The sequence below is a fragment of the Pseudomonas ovata genome (genome assembly GCF_003131185.1).
In the GTDB taxonomy this organism is placed as follows: Bacteria; Pseudomonadota; Gammaproteobacteria; order Pseudomonadales; family Pseudomonadaceae; genus Aquipseudomonas; species Aquipseudomonas ovata.
This window is the reverse complement of record NZ_QFFU01000005.1, coordinates 17,964-35,817: the sequence shown is the minus strand read 5'-3', so window position 1 is coordinate 35,817 and position 17,854 is coordinate 17,964. Positions and strand designations below refer to the sequence as shown.

Below are 17,854 nucleotides of genomic sequence, written 5' to 3'. Positions count from 1 at the left end.
GGCTTTCGGTCAGCAAAATAAAAAACAGGGCAATGTCATGCACGCAGCGCTCGCGCCTCGGGAGTCATGGGTACGCCTGACGCTCCGCTATGGCGGCCAAATCGCGTCAGGCTTGTTCGATCATTGGAAGATCAACTCAGATGCCTGCACTTAAACCAGGGCGAGTGCGTTACTCGATCCTGCTGATGCTGTTTCTCGTCACCTCGGTCACCTTCGCTGATCGTTCCAGCCTGTCGATTGCCGGTTCCGCCTTGCAGGCGGACCTGGGGATCGATGCACTGACCCTGGGTTATATTTTCTCGGCATTCGGCTGGGCCTATGTGATCGGCCAGATTCCCGGCGGCTGGTTGTGCGACCGCTTCGGGGCCCGCCGGGTGTATGGCATTGCCTTGTTCAGCTGGTCGCTGTTCACCTTGCTGCAAGGCGTCGTCGGGGTCTTGCCCCTGACCTGGACGATCGTCAGCCTGTTTCTGTTGCGCATGGCCGTCGGTTTTGCCGGTGCGCCTTGCTTTCCGGGCAATGCCCGGATCATCGCGGCCTGGTTCCCCAGCGCCGAGCGCGCCACGGCCACGGCGATTTCCAGCTCGGCGCAATATTGCGCGACGGCCATTTTCGCCCCCCTGATGGGCTGGGTCGTCCAGGCGCTGGGTTGGCAATACGTGTTCATCGTACTGGGCGGTTTCGGCCTGCTGCTCAGCGTCCTGTGGTTCAGGACGATTCTGGGACCGCGTGAGCACCCGGCCCTTGGTGAGGCCGAGTTCAATTACATTGAGTCGGGCGGGGCGCTGATTGAAATGGAACCGCGCGCCGGCGCAACAGGCGGTATGCCGTGGCGCCACTTCAAGCTGCTGCTCAGCCATCGCACCCTGATCGGCCTGTACCTGGGCCAGTACTGCAACAACGCCATCACCTATTTTTTCCTGATGTGGTTTCCGGTCTACCTGGTCCAGGCCCGCGGCATGACCATCCTGACCGCAGGCCTGTACACCGCGTTGCCGGCGATCAGCGGTTTTGTGGGGGGCGTGCTGGGTGGCCTGGTCTCGGATGGCCTGCTGCGTCGCGGCTATTCACTGACCCTGGCGCGCAAGCTGCCCATCGTCTGCGGACTGTTGCTGTCGAGCAGCATGGTGCTGTGCATCTATGCCCAGAGCAATGCCACCGTGATCGGCCTGATGGTCCTGGCCTTTTTCGGCAAGGGCTTCGGCTCCAATGGCTGGACCCTGGTGGCCGACACCTCGCCACGCCAGATCATTGGCCTCTCGGGCGGCCTGTTCAATACCTTCGGCAATGTGGCGGCCATTACCACGCCCATTGTCGTCGGCTATCTGGTCAGCAGCACCGGCTCGTTCGACGCAGCCCTGGTCTACGTCGCGGCCAATGCCTTGCTGGCCATATTTTTCTACCTGGTTGTCGTAGGCCGTATTGATCGGATCGATCTTGATGAGCCAGTACGGGTGCCTGCTACCGGCTGATCGCGCCGGTCTGGTCTGCCCTGCCAACCCCAAGAAGGAGCATGTCATGAGTCAATTGAGTGAAACCCTGCTGCAGGCGCTGGAGCAGGTGGTCGGACCGGCCGGCCTGATCAGCGATGCCGAGCGCATGCAGAGCTACCTGAGTGACTGGCGCAATGCCTATCGTGGCAAGGCCGCCCTGGTCGTGCGGCCAGCCAGCACCGCCGAGGTGGCCGACGTGGTGCGCCTGTGCCGCGAGGCCGGGGTGGCGCTGGTGCCGCAGGGCGGCAATACCGGATTGTGTGGCGGCTCGATCCCGGACGATTCCGGCACCCAGGTGGTGCTGTCACTGACACGGATGACTGCAATCCGGGAAATCGATCAGGCCAATGAAACCATCACCGTCGAGGCCGGGGTGATCCTGCAGCGTCTGCAGGAAGCGGCGGCCGAGGTCGGGCGGCTGTTTCCGTTGTCCCTGGGCGCAGAGGGCAGTTGCACGGTGGGCGGCAACCTGGCGACCAATGCCGGCGGTACAGCGGTGCTGCGCTACGGCAACATGCGCGACCTGACCCTGGGGCTGGAAGTGGTGCTGGCCGACGGGCGGGTATGGGAAGGCTTGCGCGGCTTGCGCAAGGACAACACCGGCTATGACCTCAAGCACCTGTTCATCGGCTCCGAAGGCACCTTGGGCATCATCACCGCAGCGGTGCTCAAGCTGTATCCCGCCGTACGCAGCCTGACCACCGCCTGGGTGGCGTTGCCCAGCCCACAGGCGGCGGTCGACCTGATCGGGCGCATGCGCACCCAGTGTGGTGACCGCCTCACCGGGTTTGAACTGATGTCACGCCAGAGCGTGGAGTTCGTCCTGCAACATGTGCACGGTTGCAGCGACCCGTTCAAGGAACAGCATCCCTGGTATGCGTTGATCGAGCTGAGCGACACCCTGGTGGAGGCGGCGCTGGCAGACATGCTGGAGAGCAGTCTGGGCGAAGCGTTCGAACACGGCGAGGTGCTTGACGCGGTGGTGGCCAGCAACGAGACGCAAGTGGCGGCTTTGTGGGCGCTGCGCGAAGGCATCTCGGAGGCCCAGAACCATGAAGGCCCAAGTCTCAAGCACGACATCAGCATCCCGGTCAGTTGCATCCCGGCGTTTATCGAGGCCACCGACCTCAAGCTGCAGCAGGCTTTTCCGGGCGTGCGGATTGTCGCCTATGGCCATGTGGGCGATGGCAACCTGCATTACAACATCAGCAAGCCGGTCGGCAGCGAGGACGCCGCTTTCAAGGCACAGGCCGAGGCGATCATGCACGTCATCTACCAGGCCACGGTGGCCTTTGCCGGCAGCATCAGCGCCGAGCATGGCCTGGGCCAGGCCAAGCGTGAGGCCGCACTGCGCTACAAGTCGCCTCTGGAACTGGAGCTGATGCGAACCCTCAAGCAGGCGCTGGACCCGAGCGGGTTGATGAACCCCGGCAAGGTGCTTTAGAGGTGCCCTTTAGCCACGCCGCTGCAGGGGGACCGTGACCTTCAGGTCTTTTTGCCAAAGGTCACTTTGCCCCAGGCCAGCCCGATCACGGCGGCAATGGACGAGGCCGCCAGCACGCTGAGCTTGGCGGCCGCCAGCAAGGCCGGATCGGAAAATGCCAGCGAGGCGATGAAAATCGACATGGTGAAGCCGATACCGGCCAGCAGCCCCACCAGGCCGACGCCACGCCAGGTCACGCCATCGGGCAGGGTGCAGATATTCAGCTTTACCAGCGCCAGGCTGGCCAGCATCACACCCAGCGGTTTGCCCAGCACCAGGGCCAGGACCACGCCCATGAACACGCTCTGGGACAAGGCCTGGTCGAGGCTGGCGCCCGAGAAACTGACCCCGGCATTGGCCAGTGCAAACAGCGGCATGACCCCGAACGCCACCCAGCGGTGCAGGCCGATCTGCACGCGCTGTACCGGTGGCAGCACTTCTCGCTGGGCGTGGCGCAACTGATTGAGGGGCTCCACGACCGCCTGCGGGTTGTCCCTGGCTTGGGAAAAGCGCTCCAACAGTTCGTTGAAAGTGCGGCCGATGGTGTCCAGCGGACGTTCGGTTGCCGGTCGTGAATAGACCGGCGTCATCAGGCCGAGAATCACCCCGGCCAGGGTCGGGTGAACACCGGTTTTCAGCAGGCCGAACCAGACGATGGCGCCTGGCACCACATAGGCGTACGCCTTGCCTATGCCCATGCGTTGCAGGATCAGCACCAGCGCCAGGCCACCCAGGGCCACGACCAGCCCCAGGTAATCGAGGCTGGCGGTGTAGAAAATCGCGATGATCAGGATGGCGACAATGTCATCGATGATTGCCAGGGCCAGTAACAGGATGCGCACGCCACTGGGGATCGATTTGCCCAGCAAAGCCAGCACCCCCACGGCAAAGGCGATGTCGGTTGCGGTCGGAACCGCCCAGCCGGCACGGGCCTCGGTGGCGTGGTTGAGCAGTGTGTAAAGGATGGCCGGCATCATCACTCCGCCCAGTGCCGCCCCCAGCGGCAGGGTCGCCAGCTTCATGTTGGCCAGGGCACCGTCCTTGATCTCCTGACGGATCTCGGCACCGACCACCAGAAAGAAAATCGTCATCAAGCCATCGTTGACCAGAAAGTGCAGCGAGCGCGAGACACTGAAGTCGCCCAGTCCGAGGGTCACCTGGGTGTTCCAGAAATGCTCGTACGAGTCGGCGACCGGGCTGTTGGCCCAGATCAGGGCGACCAGGGCGGCAAGCAGCAGCGCAATGCCGCTGACTGCTTCAATGTGCGAGAACCGGTCCAGTGCAGACAGCGCACGTTCGGTCAGAACCTGTGGACGGGGAATGGAAGGCGAAGCAGGATTTTTTTCAGTCACGGTGACTCTCCGTTGGCGGCCCGACCAACGCTTGAGCGTTAACCTGCGCCGTGCCTCATGCACGGCGCGCCCGGGGGGATGATAAGAATCTGACGAGTCAGATGCAAATGGCCAGCCTGGGTCTGCGCCCTGTGCCTGACGACCCGAAAGTACCCGGTTGGCGTGCGACAGCGTGTGCCCGCACACAGATTGCCTGTAAGCAGATGCACCTGATGGCCATCATCAGCTACAGTGCAATGACTCTGCTAAAGCCATAACAAGACGGAGAGTCTCCCATGCAGGTTACAAAGCGCTTTGCCCTTCTGGCTGCGGCCGCCACCCTGGCCGTCAGTAGCGCCGCCCAGGCGGCACCGGTGTTCATCAATGTGCTGACCGGGGGCACCAGCGGGGTTTATTACCCGATCGGGGTCGGCCTGTCGCAACTCTACAGCGAGGCCATTCCTGGCGCGAAGGTCTCGGTCCAGGCCACCAAGGCCTCGGTGGAAAACCTCAACCTGTTGCAGGCCGGGCGGGGCGAGCTGGCCTTTGCCTTGGGCGACTCGGTCGCCGATGCCAAGAACGGCGTCGAAGACGCAGGCTTCAAGGTACCACTGACCAAGTTGCGCGCCATTGCCGGTGCCTACCCCAACTACATCCAGATCGTGGCCAGCAAGGAGTCGGGCATCAAGACGCTGGCGGACCTCAAGGGCAAGACCATTTCGGTCGGTGCGCCCAAGTCCGGCACCGAGCTCAATGCCCGGGCGATCTTCAAGGCCGCCGGGCTGACCTATGCCGACATGGGCAAGGTGCAATACCTGCCGTTCGCCGAGTCGGTCGAGCTGATCAAGAATCGCCAGCTCGACGCGACTTTGCAGTCCTCGGGCCTGGGCATGGCGGCGATTCGTGACCTGGCTTCGGTCATGGCGCTCAACTACGTGTCCATCCCCGCCGACACCGTGACCAAAATCGGCAACCCCGCCTACCAGAGCGCCATGATTCCGGCCGGCACCTACGACGGCCAACCGGAAGCGGTGCCGACGGTGGCGATCACCAACATCCTGGTCACCCGCGAAGATGTATCGGATGAAGTGGCCTACGAGATGACCCGCTCGATGTTTGAAAACCTGACCCGCCTGGGTAATTCGCATTCGGCGGCCAAGGACATCAAGCTTGAGAACGCCGCTAAAAACCTGCCCATCGCCCTGCATCCAGGGGCTGAACGCTACTACCAGGAAAAGGGCGCGCTGTAATCCGCCAGGCGCAGTGGCAAAAAGGCTGCTGCGCCGGTGTACCGCCGTTTCTTCCATGAGGTCATGAGGCAGGCAGCGAATGAGCGACGATCATCACGGCATTCCCGCGAACCCGCGGGACTGGCCGAAAACCCTGTTTTACGTAGCCTTGGCGTTTTCGATCTTTCAGATCGTGACCGCCGCGTTTTCTCCGATTTCAAGCCAGGTCCTGCGCGCCGTCCATATCGGCTTTTTGCTGTGGGTCGTGTTCCTGAGCTACCCGGCCGCTGGCAGCGGGCGTCCCTGGCAGCCGCTGGCCTGGCTGCTGAGCCTGGCGGGGATTGCCACGGCGCTCTACCAATGGGTCTTCGAAGCCGACCTGATCCAGCGCTCCGGCGACCTGACCACCAGTGACATGCTGATCGGGCTGATCCTGATCGTGCTGGTGTTCGAGGCCGCCAGAAGGGTCATGGGCATTGCGCTGCCGATCATCTGCGGCCTGTTCCTGGCCTATGGCCTGCTGGGCGAATACCTGCCCGGCGACCTGGCCCACCGGGGCTACGGGGTCGACCAGATCATCAACCAATTGGCGTTCGGCACCGAGGGCCTGTACGGCACACCGACCTACGTCTCGGCCACCTACATCTTCCTGTTCATCCTGTTTGGCTCGTTTCTCGAACAGGCCGGCATGATCAAGCTGTTCACCGACTTCGCCATGGGCCTGTTCGGCCACAAGCTGGGAGGGCCGGCCAAGGTGGCGGTCGCCTCATCGGCGCTGATGGGCACCATCACCGGCTCCGGCATCGCCAACGTGGTCACCACCGGGCAATTCACCATCCCGCTGATGAAACGCTTCGGCTACCGGGCCGCCTTTGCCGGCGGGGTCGAGGCCACGGCCAGCATGGGCAGCCAGTTGATGCCACCGGTCATGGGCGCCGTGGCGTTCATCATGGCCGAGACCATCAACGTGCCCTTTGTGGAGATTGCCAAGGCAGCCCTGATTCCGGCCATTCTCTACTTTGGCTCGGTGTTCTGGATGGTTCACCTGGAGGCCAAGCGCTCCAATCTCAAAGGGTTGCCCAAGGACCAGTGCCCCAGCGCGCTGGGGGCGGTAAAGGAAAGCTGGTACTTGCTGATTCCGCTGCTGGTGCTGGTCTACCTGCTGTTTTCCGGGCGTACGCCGCTGTTCTCCGGCATGGTCGGGCTGGCCCTGACCGCCATCGTGATCCTGGGGTCGGCCATCATCCTGCGGGTCTCCAGCTTCGCCTTGCGCTGCGCCTTCTGGATTTCGCTGGGCATTCTGTGCGTGGGCTTCTTCCAGTTGGGTATCGGCGTGATCTTTGCCGTCATCGCCGTGCTGGTGGCTGTCTGCTGGGTCATCAAGGGCGGTCGGGAAACCCTGGTGGTCTGCCTGCACGCGCTGGTCGACGGCGCGCGCCATGCGGTGCCGGTGGGCATCGCCTGTGCCCTGGTGGGCGTCATCATCGGCGTGGTGTCGCTGACCGGGGTCGCCTCGACCTTTGCCGGCTACATCCTGGCGATCGGACGCGACAACCTGCTGCTGTCGCTGATCCTGACGATGGTCACCTGCCTGGTACTGGGGATGGGCATTCCGACCATTCCCAACTACATCATCACCAGCTCGATTGCTGCGCCCGCGCTCCTGGAACTGGGGGTGCCGCTGATCGTCTCGCACATGTTCGTGTTCTATTTCGGCATTCTCGCGGACCTGACCCCGCCGGTCGCCCTGGCCTGTTTTGCCGCCGCCCCGATTGCCAAGGAGACCGGCTTCAGGATCAGCCTGTGGGCGGTGCGCATCGCCCTGGCCGGCTTCGTGATCCCGTTCATGGCGGTCTACAACCCGGCGCTGATGCTGCAGGGCGACAGCCTGTGGATGACCGCCTACATGCTGATCAAGACCGTGCTGGCGGTGGGCTTGTGGGGCATGGCCTCCACCGGCTACCTGCAACAGAAGATGCCGGCATGGGAACGCCTGCTGAGCTTTGCGGCCGGGGCCTTGCTGGTGGTGGCATTGCCGCTGACCGATGAAATCGGTTTTGCACTGGGCATCGTCGTCATCCTGCAGCACGTCTGGCGCGCGCGTCAGAGGGGGCTGGCCAGGGCATGATCGGTCTGTGCCTGGGCCTGGCCGGCGCAGTCTGGGCCCAGCTTCCCGTTTCCGGCTTCACATTGGCCTGGCATCACACCATCGAGAAAATCCGCTGGGAGGAAGACTACCGTGTCACCGAGACCGGCCTGCTGTTGCAGGAGGCCCGGATTCGGGGCAGCGGGGCCGGGATGGAAATCCCGCCCGACGCCCGGCTGCAAGACGGCAGCTGGCATTACCGGCCCAGGCTGGCGCCCCTGCAACCGCTGAGCCTTGGTCGGACGCCTGAGGCGGGCGATTATTTCCTGTGCTTGACTGAGGGGTGTCAGGCATTGAGCGAATGGATCGGCGCCCCGGACGCCCGCCAGCCGTTCATACAGCTATGGGCGTGCACGGTTGATGCGCCGCTTGCCAACTGACCTGTCCAGGTCGATCCGGGATTCATGAACAACGAGTATTGAGCGTGTCGAACAGCTTTCCAGAATTTGTGCTTGAAAGACTCAGGCTGCGAAAAATCCGGCCGCAGGAGGTGAGCACCGTGTATGCGGGCTTATCCAATCCCGTGGTCACGGTCCACTACGGTGTCTCTTATTCCAGCCTGGAAGCAACGGATGAGCAGATGCGCTGGTTCGAGCGCATCCTGACCGAAAAGACCGGCATCTGGTGGGCCATCGCGGACCTTGAAAGCGATGCCATGCTCGGTGCCTGTGGCCTGAACGACAAGTGCCATGAACACCGCCGTATCAAGCTCGGCTATTGGCTGCTGCCCGAGTACTGGCGCCAGGGTTATCTGTCGGAGGCACTGCCGGTTATCCTGCGCCATGCGTTCAAACACATGGGCGTGCATCGCATCCACGCTGATGTCGAGCCTGAGAACGTGGCCAGTTGGGCGTTGCTTGAAAAAGTGGGGTTCCAGCGCGAAGGCACGCTTCGTGACATCGAATTCAAGGGCGGACATTACCTGAGCCTGCATCAGTACAGCCTGCTGGCTGACGATGCGGCGGCGTTGGCGCTTTGCAGGTGACGTTTGTTGCCTTTGCATGATGTGTTTCAATACCGGCTCGACAAGGAGGATTTACATGAGCAAGACAGCGACCAGCCCATTCATTGCCGCCGGCGGCCCCCTGACTGCCATGGGCGCCGGTTTCGTTGCCGTGGGCTTGTCCGGACAACCGGCCTTTGCCTACACAGGCGTGGGCCTGCTCATTCCGGGACTGGTCATGGTCGCCAGTGCACTGTGGGCCAGGCGCCGGCGCGGCAACCCTTGAGTGGCGGTTGACCTTGGATAACCTGCGCCTTATATAGAACGCCTTGACCCGACTGGACTGGCAGGTAACCCCATGAGCACCGACAACGACGCTTTCGAACCCGAACACGAACACTTGCTCGACCACGAGTTTGCCGTCGACGAGGCTGACGAAGACGAAGAATATGAACAGGCGGATTCGTTCTTTGACGATGAGTTCGACGACTGACGGTTGTTACCCAAGCGTCAACTCAAGCATCCGTTACACCGGCATCAAGCTGTCAGATAGCTTTCCACCAACTTCACCCAGCACGCCGCGCCCAGGGCAATCACCTCGTCATTGAAGTCGTAGTGATCGTTGTGCACCGAGCAACCGGTGAACTCGCCCTGGCCGTTGCCCAGCACGAAGTAGCAGCCCGGTCGGGCCTGCAGCATCCAGGCGAAATCCTCGCTGCCCATCAGTCGCACCGGCATGCGCTCCAGCACATTGGCTGCGCCCAGCACCTGGCGCGCCACCTCGGCCATGCGCAGGCTTTGTTCCTCGCTGTTGACCAGCACCGGAGCCAGTAACCGATAGTCGACCTGCGCGCTGACGCCAAACGCTGCGCATTGGCCGTCGACGATTTCACCAATGCGCCGCTCGATCCGCTCGCGTACCTCGGGGGCGGTGGTGCGCACGCTCAACGTCAGTTGCGCGGTTTCCGGAATGATGTTGTAGGCCGTGCCGGCCTGGATCGTACCGACACTGACCACCGCCGCTTCATCAGCGGCCAGGTTGCGCGAGACCACCGTTTGCAGGGCCATGACCAGCGAGGCCAGGGCCGGGGTGGGGTCAATGGCCCGTTCCGGCATGGCGCCATGGCCGCCGCGCCCGGTCAAGGTAATGGTGACCCGTTCGGACGACGCCATGAAACCGCCGGCCTGCACCACTGCCTGCCCGACCGGCAGCCCCGGCATGTTATGAAAGGCATACACCGCATCGCACGGAAAACGACTGAACAGACCGTCATCGAGCATCTGCCGGGCGCCGGCCAGGCCTTCTTCGTCCGGCTGGAAAATCAGGTTCAACGTGCCATTGAACGTCGAGCGTGCCAGTTGCTCGGCCGCTGCCAGCAGGGTCGCGGTGTGCCCGTCATGGCCGCAGGCGTGCATCGTGCCGGTGTGACGGCTGGCCCAGGGCAGGCCGTTCTTTTCGAGGATGGGCAGCGCGTCCATGTCGGCGCGGATGCCCAGGGTGCGTGTGCCTTCGCCACGCTTGAGCACGCCGACCACGCCTTGGCCACCGACCCCGGTGTGCACCTGATAGCCCCATCCGGCCAACAGTTCGGCGACCAGCGCGGCCGTGCGTGGGGTGTCGCCGCCCAGTTCGGGATGCGCATGGATGTCACGGCGAATCCGGATGAACTGTTCAGTCGCCGCTAGCGAAGATTTCAAGCTCAGGTCTGTCATGAGAGGCTCCTTGTTTCAGGGGGATCAGGTGCGGCCGGGGTGTTCGGGGTACAGACGCAAGGCAATCAGGCTCAGCACCACGGTGGCGCTCAGGTACAGCGCCGGCGTCTGCGGGTTGCCGGTCACGCCGATCAGCCAGGTGACCAGCAACGGTGAAAAACCACCAAAGATCGTGACCCCGAAGCTGTAGATGATCGACATGCCGGTGGCCCGCTCCGATTGCGCAAAGGCTTCCATCAACAGCGCCATGAACGCGCCCACCCCGACCGCCATCGGCAGGATCAGCAGGGTGATGGCCAGCATGAACAGCACGGTGTTGTCGCCGCCCAGCAACATGAACGAGGGGTAGACCAGCACCAGCGGCAAGCCCAGGGTCCAGTAGAGCAGGGGCTTGCGGCGTGTCAGCCGGTCGGCAAAGCGTGCGGCAATCGGCGGGATGATCGCCAGGATGGCACTGGCCAGACCGACCAGGGCAAAGGCGGTCTGGCTCGGGTAATGCAAGGTCTTGACCAGGTAGGTCGGCATGTAGAACACCACCATGTACATACATACGGTGGTGCTGGCCATCAGCAGGATGCCCAGCAGCAAGGTGCGTCCCTGATCACGCAGCAAGGCCCTGAAGGGCGTGACGGCCTCGGTGTCCTGATGGGTTTCATCCAGGTTGCGGCGGATATACAGCCCCACCGGGCCGATCAGCAGGCCGATCATGAACGGGATGCGCCAGCCCCACGACTCCAGCGCCTCGACACTCAGGCTGCTGCTCAGCGCCAGCCCGGTCAATGCACCGACCAAGGCTGCCGCGCCCTGGCTGGCGCCTTGCCAACTGACCATGAAGCAGCGGTTGTCACGCCGGCCCGATTCCATGAGAAAGGCCGAGGCCGTGCCCACTTCACCGCCGGCCGACAAGCCTTGCAACAACCGCCCGAACACCAGCAGCACCGACGCACTGATGCCGATACTGGCAAAGGTCGGGGTAAAGGCAATGATTGCAGTGCCCAGGGTCATCAGGCCGATGGTCAGCGACAGGGCCGCCTTGCGCCCACGGCGGTCGGCCACACGGCCAATCACCACGGCCCCCAGCGGGCGCATCAGAAAGCCGACGGCAAAGGTCGCCAGCGACATCAGCAGCGAGGCCAGTTCCGAATCGGCCGGGAAGAAAAGCTTGCCGATGATCACGGCAAAAAAGCTGTAGACGGTAAAGTCGTACATTTCCAGGCCATTGCCCAGAGACGACGCGATAACCACCTTGCGCGTTTTACTGCGGGCAGCGTCGTCAAGGGCAAGCGGCTGCAAACGGTCGGCTGGGGTTGTCTTCATCGGGTTGTTTCCTGAACCGGTGAGCGGGTGTGCCGGCAGTGTTGGCGATGCGCCGGCAATCTGCACTTGGCTTTTCTGCAAGCCCCTGAGCATTGGTGCTGGCCGTGGCGGGCCGGTGTGATACGCCTGGCCGGTCACTGGGCATTTACGACCCGACGTGCACAACCCCGGTGCTGCACCGGTGAGTGGATCGGTAACTTTTTTGCGCACCTGGCGAGCCCTCGTGGCCATCCGCAAACGACGGTCACCCCCTTGGGCTTGGTTATGGCGCGTCCCAGAGCGATATCTGTCATTTCACTCAAGGCCTTGAGCAAAGGTGAATGGGGGCGCGCCGTGGATGTGGCGGATGCTCCGGCCACCTTCACTCAGCACAAGGTGGTTGCTCATGGCTTTGCACGTTTTACCGTTCTGGCGCCCGCTGTCGGGCAGTGTGGTGCTCGGCGTTTACCTGTGTCATGCGCAGGTCACCCAGGCCGCCGGTTTTCCTGGCCTGCAAGCGCTGGCGCCGGGGCTGGGCCCGTACGTCAATGACGCCGGCTACGGCGATGCCTTCAAGGTCTATGGCTCGCTGGACGGCTACGTCGACACCTATGATTCCGGTGGCCGCTCCGGCACCCGGGTCGGCGGTGGCGGGGCGTGGACCAACAAGGTCGGCGTGTTTGCGCGCCAATCCCTGGGCGATGACCTGGCGGTGCAGGCGGTGGTGGAGCAGGGCTTCAATTTCGACGACGACGCCCTGTCAGAGGACGGCCACTGGAAACGTGACGTCAGCCGCCTGCGCCTGGCCGCCGTGGCCGTGCGCTCCCGGCGCTGGGGCAAGCTGGAGCTGGGCAAGACCTTCGCCATGAATGCGCCGTCCTTTGTCGACCCGTTCCTGGCCGTGGCCAAGCTGTCGCCCTACAGCTCATTGAGCCGGCCGGTCAATGCGCCCGGTGCCTATGCACTGGACCTGCGCCCCAAGCACTCGTTGGCCTACACCACGCCCAAGTGGCACGGCTTCAGCCTGGGCAGCATGCTCACTTTCGGCCTGGACGATGCCGCCGCCGATGGCAAGACGCTGCGCGGCGGCGGTGTCCGGCTCGATTACTGGAGCCCGACTCTGGCGGTGCTGGCCGGTTATAACCGCTACCTCAGCAATCCCTACGACACCGTGACCCAGACCGACCGGCAGACCCGCAACGACTATTACAGCCTGCTGGGCCTGTACGACTTCGGTTCGTTCAGTGTCAGCCTGGCATGGCAGCGTCAGGCGGTCGACGCGGCTGCCGTACCTGACCTGAATGTGGTCACCGGCGGCCTGATGGTGCCGGTCGGCAAACACCTGGCTCGCGCCGTGGTGGTCAAGCGCCAGGTGCCGGGGCGCGACAACGATGCCTGGGGTGTGATGGTAGGCTACGATCACTTCCTGAATCCGCAGGCCGCTGTGTATGTCCGTGCGGGGATGGTCGTCAACCAGGGCGATGCAGGCCAGACCTATGCCGCCATCCCCCTGGCCGCCCGTGACGACACCCCGCAAGACCTGGCCGTCGGGGTGTATTACAACTTCTGAAGTCAGAGCAGCCGTGCCTGGAGCATGCTGAACAACTGCCCGGCGGTCTTGGTCAGGAAGCTGCGGTTGACGCAGACCAGATTGACGAAGTAGTCGGGCACCGGTTCCTGGATCTCGACCTTGTGCAGGTATTTGGACATGTCGCTCAGGCCCACCAGGTCATGCCCCAGCGCCGCCTCGCTCATGGTCATGACTACGTCGCTGTCGATCAGCAGCTTGATGGCCAGGTTCATCGCCGTGCACTCGAACACCTTGCGCGGCCGGGCCAGGGCGCTGCCTTCGAACAGCTGGTTGAACTGCGACTGGCTGTCGGTCAGTGGATCGACACTGATCCACTGCGCCTGCTGCAACAAACGCAGCGACTTGACGTGACGCAACGGATGGTCCTTGCGCACCACCACGGCACCCTTGACCCGGCACAACGGCTGCCAGTCCAGCCCCACGGTGCTGGCCGGTAACTGCGAGGTCAGGGCGAAATCCAGCAGGCCGTCACGCAGGTGCTGCAACAGTTGGGTCGGGCGCATTTCCAGCACCCTCAGCGTGGCTTGCGGGTACAGCTGCTGAAACTCGACCAGCGCTTGCTTGAGCGGGTGCAGCAGGGCGGTCACCGGTGTGACGCCAATGGTGATTTCACTCACCACCAGCCCCTTCATGTCTTCGATTTCCTGGCGTGCACGGCGCACGCTTTCCAGGGCCTGGCGCGCATGGCCCAGCATGCGCTGGCCATATTCGGTCAGCTTCATGCCCTTGTTCGAGCGCACCAGCAAGGTAATGCCCAGCTCGCTTTCCAGCTCCTTGATCGCCCGGCTCAAGGCCGATTGCGTCAGGTGCAACACGGCCGAGGCGTCCTGCAGGCTGCCGGTTTCATGGATGCAGACCAGCGCGCGGAGTTGATGCAGTTTCATTGTTATTCCTGGGGCCGATCGTTCAATGCCCAGCCTTTTAGCAGGTGTCGGGCAATGGCGTCTATCCACCGGGCTCGTGGCGGGCCGTCCACCGAGTGGGCGCTTGAATGGCCGCTGTCATGCCGTGCAGGTAGATCGCCGCCGCCCGGAAGCACAAGACGTGAGCCGGTAAAACCGGGATAATGCGCGCCAATTTGTGTTACGCGACGATGGTAATTCCCGCATGGAAATCAAGGTCAACTTTCTCGACAACCTTCGACTGGAAGCGAAGTTCGATGACTTCACGGTCATCGCCGATCAGCCGATCCGCTACAAAGGCGACGGCTCGGCGCCCGGACCCTTCGATTATTTCCTGGCTTCCTCGGCCCTCTGTGCGGCTTACTTCGTCAAGTTGTACTGCGCCACACGCGACATTCCGACCGAGAATATTCGCCTGTCGCAAAACAACATTGTCGACCCGGAAAATCGCTACAACCAGATCTTCAAGATCCAGGTCGAGTTGCCGGCCGACATCAGCGACAAGGACCGCCAGGGCATCCTGCGCTCCATCGACCGCTGCACGGTCAAGAAGGTGGTGCAGGCCGGTCCGCAATTTGTGATCGAAGAAGTCGACAACCTGGACGCCAATGCCGACGCCCTGTTGCTGCTCGACCCGGCCTGCGATGCCAGCACCTACATTGCCGGCAAGGACCTGCCGCTGGAGCAGACCATTGCCAACATGTCGGCCATCCTGGCCGGCCTGGGCATGAAGATCGAAGTCGCCTCGTGGCGCAATATCGTGCCCAATGTCTGGTCGCTGCACATCCGCGATGCCCATTCGCCCATGTGCTTCACCAACGGCAAGGGTGCCACCAAGGAAGGTGCGCTGGCCTCGGCGCTGGGCGAGTTCATCGAGCGGCTCAACTGCAACTTCTTCTATAACGACCAGTTCTGGGGTGAGGACATCGCCAATGCCGCGTTCGTGCACTACCCGGACGAGCGCTGGTTCCAGCCCGGCCCCAAGGGTGCGCTGCCGGCCGAAATTCTCGATGAATATTGCCTGGCGATCTACAACCCCGACGGCGAACTGCGCGGCACGCACCTGTACGACACCAACTCCGGCAATACCAAGCGCGGTATCTGCTCGCTGCCGTTCGTGCGCCAGTCCGATGGCGAAGTGGTGTACTTCCCGTCCAACCTGATCGAAAACCTGTACCTGAGCAACGGCATGAGCGCCGGCAACACGCTGGCCGAAGCGCAGGTGCAGTGCCTGTCGGAAATCTTCGAGCGTGCGGTCAAGCGTGAAATCCTCGAGAGCGAAATGGCCCTGCCGGATGTGCCGCAGGAAGTGCTGGCCAAATACCCGGGCATCCTGGCCGGTATCCAGGGGCTTGAAGAGCAGGGCTTCCCGGTGCTGGTCAAGGATGCCTCGCTGGGTGGTCAGTTTCCGGTGATGTGCGTGACCCTGATGAACCCGCGCACCGGCGGCGTGTTTGCCTCGTTCGGCGCGCACCCAAGCCTGGAAGTGGCGCTGGAGCGCAGCCTGACCGAACTGCTGCAAGGCCGCAGCTTCGAAGGCTTGAACGACCTGCCGGCGCCGACCTTCGAAAGTCATGCGGTGACCGAGCCGAACAACTTCGTCGAGCACTTCATCGACTCCAGCGGTGTGGTGTCGTGGCGCTTTTTCAGTGCCAGGGCTGATGTCGAATTTGTCGAATGGGATTTTTCGGCCGAGGGTGAGAACGCCAACGCCGAGGAAGCCGCCACCCTGTTCGGCATTCTCGAAGACATGGGCAAGGAAGTGTACATGGCGGTCTATGAGCACATCGGTGCCAAGGCCTGCCGCATCCTGGTGCCGGGCTATTCGGAAATCTACCCGGTCGAAGACCTGGTGTGGGACAACACCAACAAGGCGCTGCTGTACCGCGCCGACATTCTCAACCTGCACAGCCTGAGCGTTGTCGGCCTCAGATCCTTGGTCAAGCGCCTGGAACAAAGCGACCAGGACGACTACACCACCATCACCACCTTGATCGGCATCGAGTTCGACGACAACACAGTCTGGGGCCAGTTGACGATCCTGGAACTGAAACTGCTGATCTACCTGGCGCTGAAGAAATTTGAAGAGGCCAAGGAACTGGTCGAGGCCTTCTTGCAGTACAACGACAACACGGTCGAGCGCGGCTTGTTCTACCAGGCCTTGAATGCGGCGCTGGAAGTTACGCTGGACGAGGATATGAACATTGACGATTACCTCGTCAACTTCCGGCGCATGTTCGGCAATCCGCGCATGGACGCGGTCATGGGCTCGATCGACGGCAGCGTACGCTTTTATGGCCTGACCCCGACAAGCCTGAAACTCGAAGGCCTGGACCGGCATTTGCGACTGGTCGACAGTTATAAAAAACTGCATGCGGCGCGCGCCAATACTGTGGCTTGAGTGCATAAGCGCCCTGCATCAAGCATGAAAGCACCCTCGGGTGCTTTTTTGTTTCTGGCTGACAGGCGTGTCTGTAAACGTCATTACGTCAGCGCGCCTTAATATTTTGAAACATCTGGCGAAGCGGGCAGGTCGAAAGCAGTGATGGACCACATCATTAACTGCAAAAGGCCTGCAATCATGATCACACCTGTGCAATACCCCAATTACTCACCTGAAAGGGCCAGCCAGTCGGGGGTCTCCTGGGCGGCGATCTTCGCCGGTGCCGCGGCGGCGGCGGCCCTGTCGATGATCCTGCTGGTGCTCGGCGCCGGACTGGGTTTCGCGGCGTCATCGCCATGGGCCAATGAAGGCCTGAGTGCCAAGGCGCTGGGCGTTTCGACCATTGTCTGGCTGCTGGTCACGCAGATCCTGGCCTCTGGCCTGGGGGGTTATCTGGCCGGACGCCTGCGTGTGAAGTGGGCCAACCTGCATGGCGACGAAGTGTATTTTCGCGACACCAGCCATGGTTTCCTGGCCTGGGCGGTCGCGTCGCTGGTGACCGCCGTGCTGCTGGCCAGTACTGTCGGCGCCACTGCCAGCAGCGTGGCCCAGGCCGGCGGCCAGGCGGCTGGTGCGGTGATCAGTGCCGGTGGCGCAGCCGCTGCCGGCGCAGCTGCCAATGCCCAGGACGAAGGCGGTTATTTCGTCGACAAGCTGCTGCGCAGCACTGACCCGTCCCAGGCCAGCCAGACCGATGCACAGGGCGTGACCCGCCGCATCTTCAACAAGGCCCTGGCCGGCGATGCGGCTTTGAACGCCGATGACCGGACCTACCTGGCACAGTTCGTGGCCCAACGCACCGGCCTGGGCCAGCAGCAAGCCGAGCAGCGTGTCGATCAGGTCTATGCCGAAGCCCTTAAAGCCGCGCAAGACGCCAAGGTCGCGGCCCAAAAGGCCGCCGACGCGGCCGCCAGCGTTGCCGCCCACACGGCCCTCTGGACCTTCGTGGCGCTGTTGTGCGGGGCGTTCTTCGCCAGCGTTGCCGCGTTGTTCGGCGGCCGTCAGCGCGACCGTGCGCAATGGATCGAAGACCCGTACGACCCCGTTGTGCGTGACCGTACTACCCTCGGCTAAGCCTCGATTGCAATCATTGCCCGGCACTGTCCGGGCCAGGAGACAGACATGCGTTCCTTACTCTTGTGGTTTCTCGGCGTTCCCATCCCGATCATTATCCTGATCGCCCTGTTCATGCATTGATCCGAGCGGCGGGCCTTGCGAGGCCCGCCTTTTTGCGTCTGGCAGAGCCGTCATGTTCAGTCCGTGTCTGACGCACCCCCCTCAATG

15 protein-coding genes are annotated in these 17,854 nt (G+C 62.8%); 11 read left to right on the top strand and 4 right to left on the bottom strand.

Annotated features, from left to right (window positions below; translation table 11 throughout):
* Positions 1-140: 140 nt before the first annotated feature.
* Complete coding sequence (locus DGA31_RS08720; RefSeq protein WP_109512262.1) at positions 141-1,472, top strand: MFS transporter; 1,332 nt, start codon at positions 141-143, stop codon at positions 1,470-1,472.
* 46 nt (positions 1,473-1,518) lie between these two features.
* Positions 1,519-2,937 carry an FAD-binding oxidoreductase gene (locus DGA31_RS08715; RefSeq protein ID WP_109512261.1) on the top strand — a complete coding sequence of 473 codons (1,419 nt, stop codon included), beginning with the start codon at positions 1,519-1,521 and terminating at the stop codon, positions 2,935-2,937.
* Between the two features lie 41 nt (positions 2,938-2,978).
* Here DGA31_RS08715 and nhaA read toward each other — a convergent pair whose 3' ends face one another.
* Complete coding sequence (gene nhaA, locus DGA31_RS08710) at positions 2,979-4,328, bottom strand: Na+/H+ antiporter NhaA (protein WP_109512260.1); 1,350 nt, start codon at positions 4,326-4,328, stop codon at positions 2,979-2,981.
* Positions 4,329-4,603: 275 nt separating this feature from the next.
* Between nhaA and DGA31_RS08705 the strand changes: the two genes are divergently transcribed.
* The 6 genes from DGA31_RS08705 to DGA31_RS30470 all read left to right on the top strand — a co-directional run bounded on the left by DGA31_RS08705 (position 4,604) and on the right by DGA31_RS30470 (position 9,118).
* Complete coding sequence (locus tag DGA31_RS08705) at positions 4,604-5,557, top strand: TAXI family TRAP transporter solute-binding subunit (RefSeq protein WP_109512259.1); 954 nt, start codon at positions 4,604-4,606, stop codon at positions 5,555-5,557.
* Positions 5,558-5,636: 79 nt separating this feature from the next.
* Entirely contained in the window at positions 5,637-7,664 is a 2,028-nt protein-coding gene (locus DGA31_RS08700; RefSeq protein WP_109512258.1) for a TRAP transporter permease, read from the top strand.
* The gene (locus DGA31_RS08695; protein WP_109512257.1) at positions 7,661-8,062 is read left to right on the top strand and encodes a DUF1850 domain-containing protein; all 402 of its coding nucleotides are present in this window, start codon (positions 7,661-7,663) and stop codon (positions 8,060-8,062) included. Before DGA31_RS08700 ends, DGA31_RS08695 begins: the two co-directional genes overlap by 4 nt.
* A gap of 44 nt (positions 8,063-8,106) precedes the next feature.
* On the top strand, positions 8,107-8,667 hold the full coding sequence (locus DGA31_RS08690) for a GNAT family N-acetyltransferase (RefSeq protein ID WP_109512431.1): 561 nt from the start codon (positions 8,107-8,109) through the stop codon (positions 8,665-8,667).
* Between the two features lie 55 nt (positions 8,668-8,722).
* Positions 8,723-8,911 (top strand): hypothetical protein, encoded by a 189-nt coding sequence (locus tag DGA31_RS08685; protein ID WP_109512256.1) that lies wholly within the window; start codon positions 8,723-8,725, stop codon positions 8,909-8,911.
* Positions 8,912-8,983: 72 nt separating this feature from the next.
* Positions 8,984-9,118: a hypothetical protein gene (locus DGA31_RS30470; RefSeq protein ID WP_277749394.1), complete on the top strand. Its 135-nt coding sequence runs from the start codon at positions 8,984-8,986 to the stop codon at positions 9,116-9,118.
* Positions 9,119-9,162: 44 nt separating this feature from the next.
* Here the strand turns inward: DGA31_RS30470 and DGA31_RS08680 are convergent, their stop codons facing one another.
* Together DGA31_RS08680 and DGA31_RS08675 are read right to left on the bottom strand one after the other, a co-directional pair.
* Entirely contained in the window at positions 9,163-10,338 is a 1,176-nt protein-coding gene (locus tag DGA31_RS08680) for a M20 aminoacylase family protein (protein ID WP_109512255.1), read from the bottom strand.
* Positions 10,339-10,362: 24 nt separating this feature from the next.
* Positions 10,363-11,655 (bottom strand): MFS transporter, encoded by a 1,293-nt coding sequence (locus tag DGA31_RS08675; RefSeq protein WP_109512254.1) that lies wholly within the window; start codon positions 11,653-11,655, stop codon positions 10,363-10,365.
* Between the two features lie 385 nt (positions 11,656-12,040).
* Between DGA31_RS08675 and DGA31_RS08670 the strand changes: the two genes are divergently transcribed.
* Entirely contained in the window at positions 12,041-13,204 is a 1,164-nt protein-coding gene (locus DGA31_RS08670; protein ID WP_109512253.1) for a porin, read from the top strand.
* A 2-nt stretch (positions 13,205-13,206) separates the two neighbouring features.
* Here the strand turns inward: DGA31_RS08670 and DGA31_RS08665 are convergent, their stop codons facing one another.
* Entirely contained in the window at positions 13,207-14,109 is a 903-nt protein-coding gene (locus tag DGA31_RS08665) for a LysR family transcriptional regulator (protein WP_109512252.1), read from the bottom strand.
* 223 nt (positions 14,110-14,332) lie between these two features.
* Here DGA31_RS08665 and DGA31_RS08660 point away from each other — a divergent pair, with 223 nt between their 5' ends.
* Both DGA31_RS08660 and DGA31_RS08655 read left to right on the top strand, forming a co-directional pair.
* Positions 14,333-16,528 carry an OsmC domain/YcaO domain-containing protein gene (locus tag DGA31_RS08660; RefSeq protein WP_109512251.1) on the top strand — a complete coding sequence of 732 codons (2,196 nt, stop codon included), beginning with the start codon at positions 14,333-14,335 and terminating at the stop codon, positions 16,526-16,528.
* 180 nt (positions 16,529-16,708) lie between these two features.
* Complete coding sequence (locus DGA31_RS08655; protein WP_109512250.1) at positions 16,709-17,644, top strand: hypothetical protein; 936 nt, start codon at positions 16,709-16,711, stop codon at positions 17,642-17,644.
* Positions 17,645-17,854: the final 210 nt, after the last annotated feature.

Coding starts and splice junctions, on each gene's coding strand:
- DGA31_RS08720 (WP_109512262.1), top strand. CDS start 141: ATGCCTGCACTTAAACCAGGGCGAGTGCGTTACTCGATCCTGCTGATG.
- DGA31_RS08715 (WP_109512261.1), top strand. CDS start 1,519: ATGAGTCAATTGAGTGAAACCCTGCTGCAGGCGCTGGAGCAGGTGGTC.
- DGA31_RS08705 (WP_109512259.1), top strand. CDS start 4,604: ATGCAGGTTACAAAGCGCTTTGCCCTTCTGGCTGCGGCCGCCACCCTG.
- DGA31_RS08700 (WP_109512258.1), top strand. CDS start 5,637: ATGAGCGACGATCATCACGGCATTCCCGCGAACCCGCGGGACTGGCCG.
- DGA31_RS08695 (WP_109512257.1), top strand. CDS start 7,661: ATGATCGGTCTGTGCCTGGGCCTGGCCGGCGCAGTCTGGGCCCAGCTT.
- DGA31_RS08685 (WP_109512256.1), top strand. CDS start 8,723: ATGAGCAAGACAGCGACCAGCCCATTCATTGCCGCCGGCGGCCCCCTG.
- DGA31_RS30470 (WP_277749394.1), top strand. CDS start 8,984: ATGAGCACCGACAACGACGCTTTCGAACCCGAACACGAACACTTGCTC.
- DGA31_RS08680 (WP_109512255.1), bottom strand. CDS start 10,338: ATGACAGACCTGAGCTTGAAATCTTCGCTAGCGGCGACTGAACAGTTC.
- DGA31_RS08675 (WP_109512254.1), bottom strand. CDS start 11,655: ATGAAGACAACCCCAGCCGACCGTTTGCAGCCGCTTGCCCTTGACGAC.
- DGA31_RS08670 (WP_109512253.1), top strand. CDS start 12,041: ATGGCTTTGCACGTTTTACCGTTCTGGCGCCCGCTGTCGGGCAGTGTG.
- DGA31_RS08665 (WP_109512252.1), bottom strand. CDS start 14,109: ATGAAACTGCATCAACTCCGCGCGCTGGTCTGCATCCATGAAACCGGC.
- DGA31_RS08660 (WP_109512251.1), top strand. CDS start 14,333: ATGGAAATCAAGGTCAACTTTCTCGACAACCTTCGACTGGAAGCGAAG.
- DGA31_RS08655 (WP_109512250.1), top strand. CDS start 16,709: ATGATCACACCTGTGCAATACCCCAATTACTCACCTGAAAGGGCCAGC.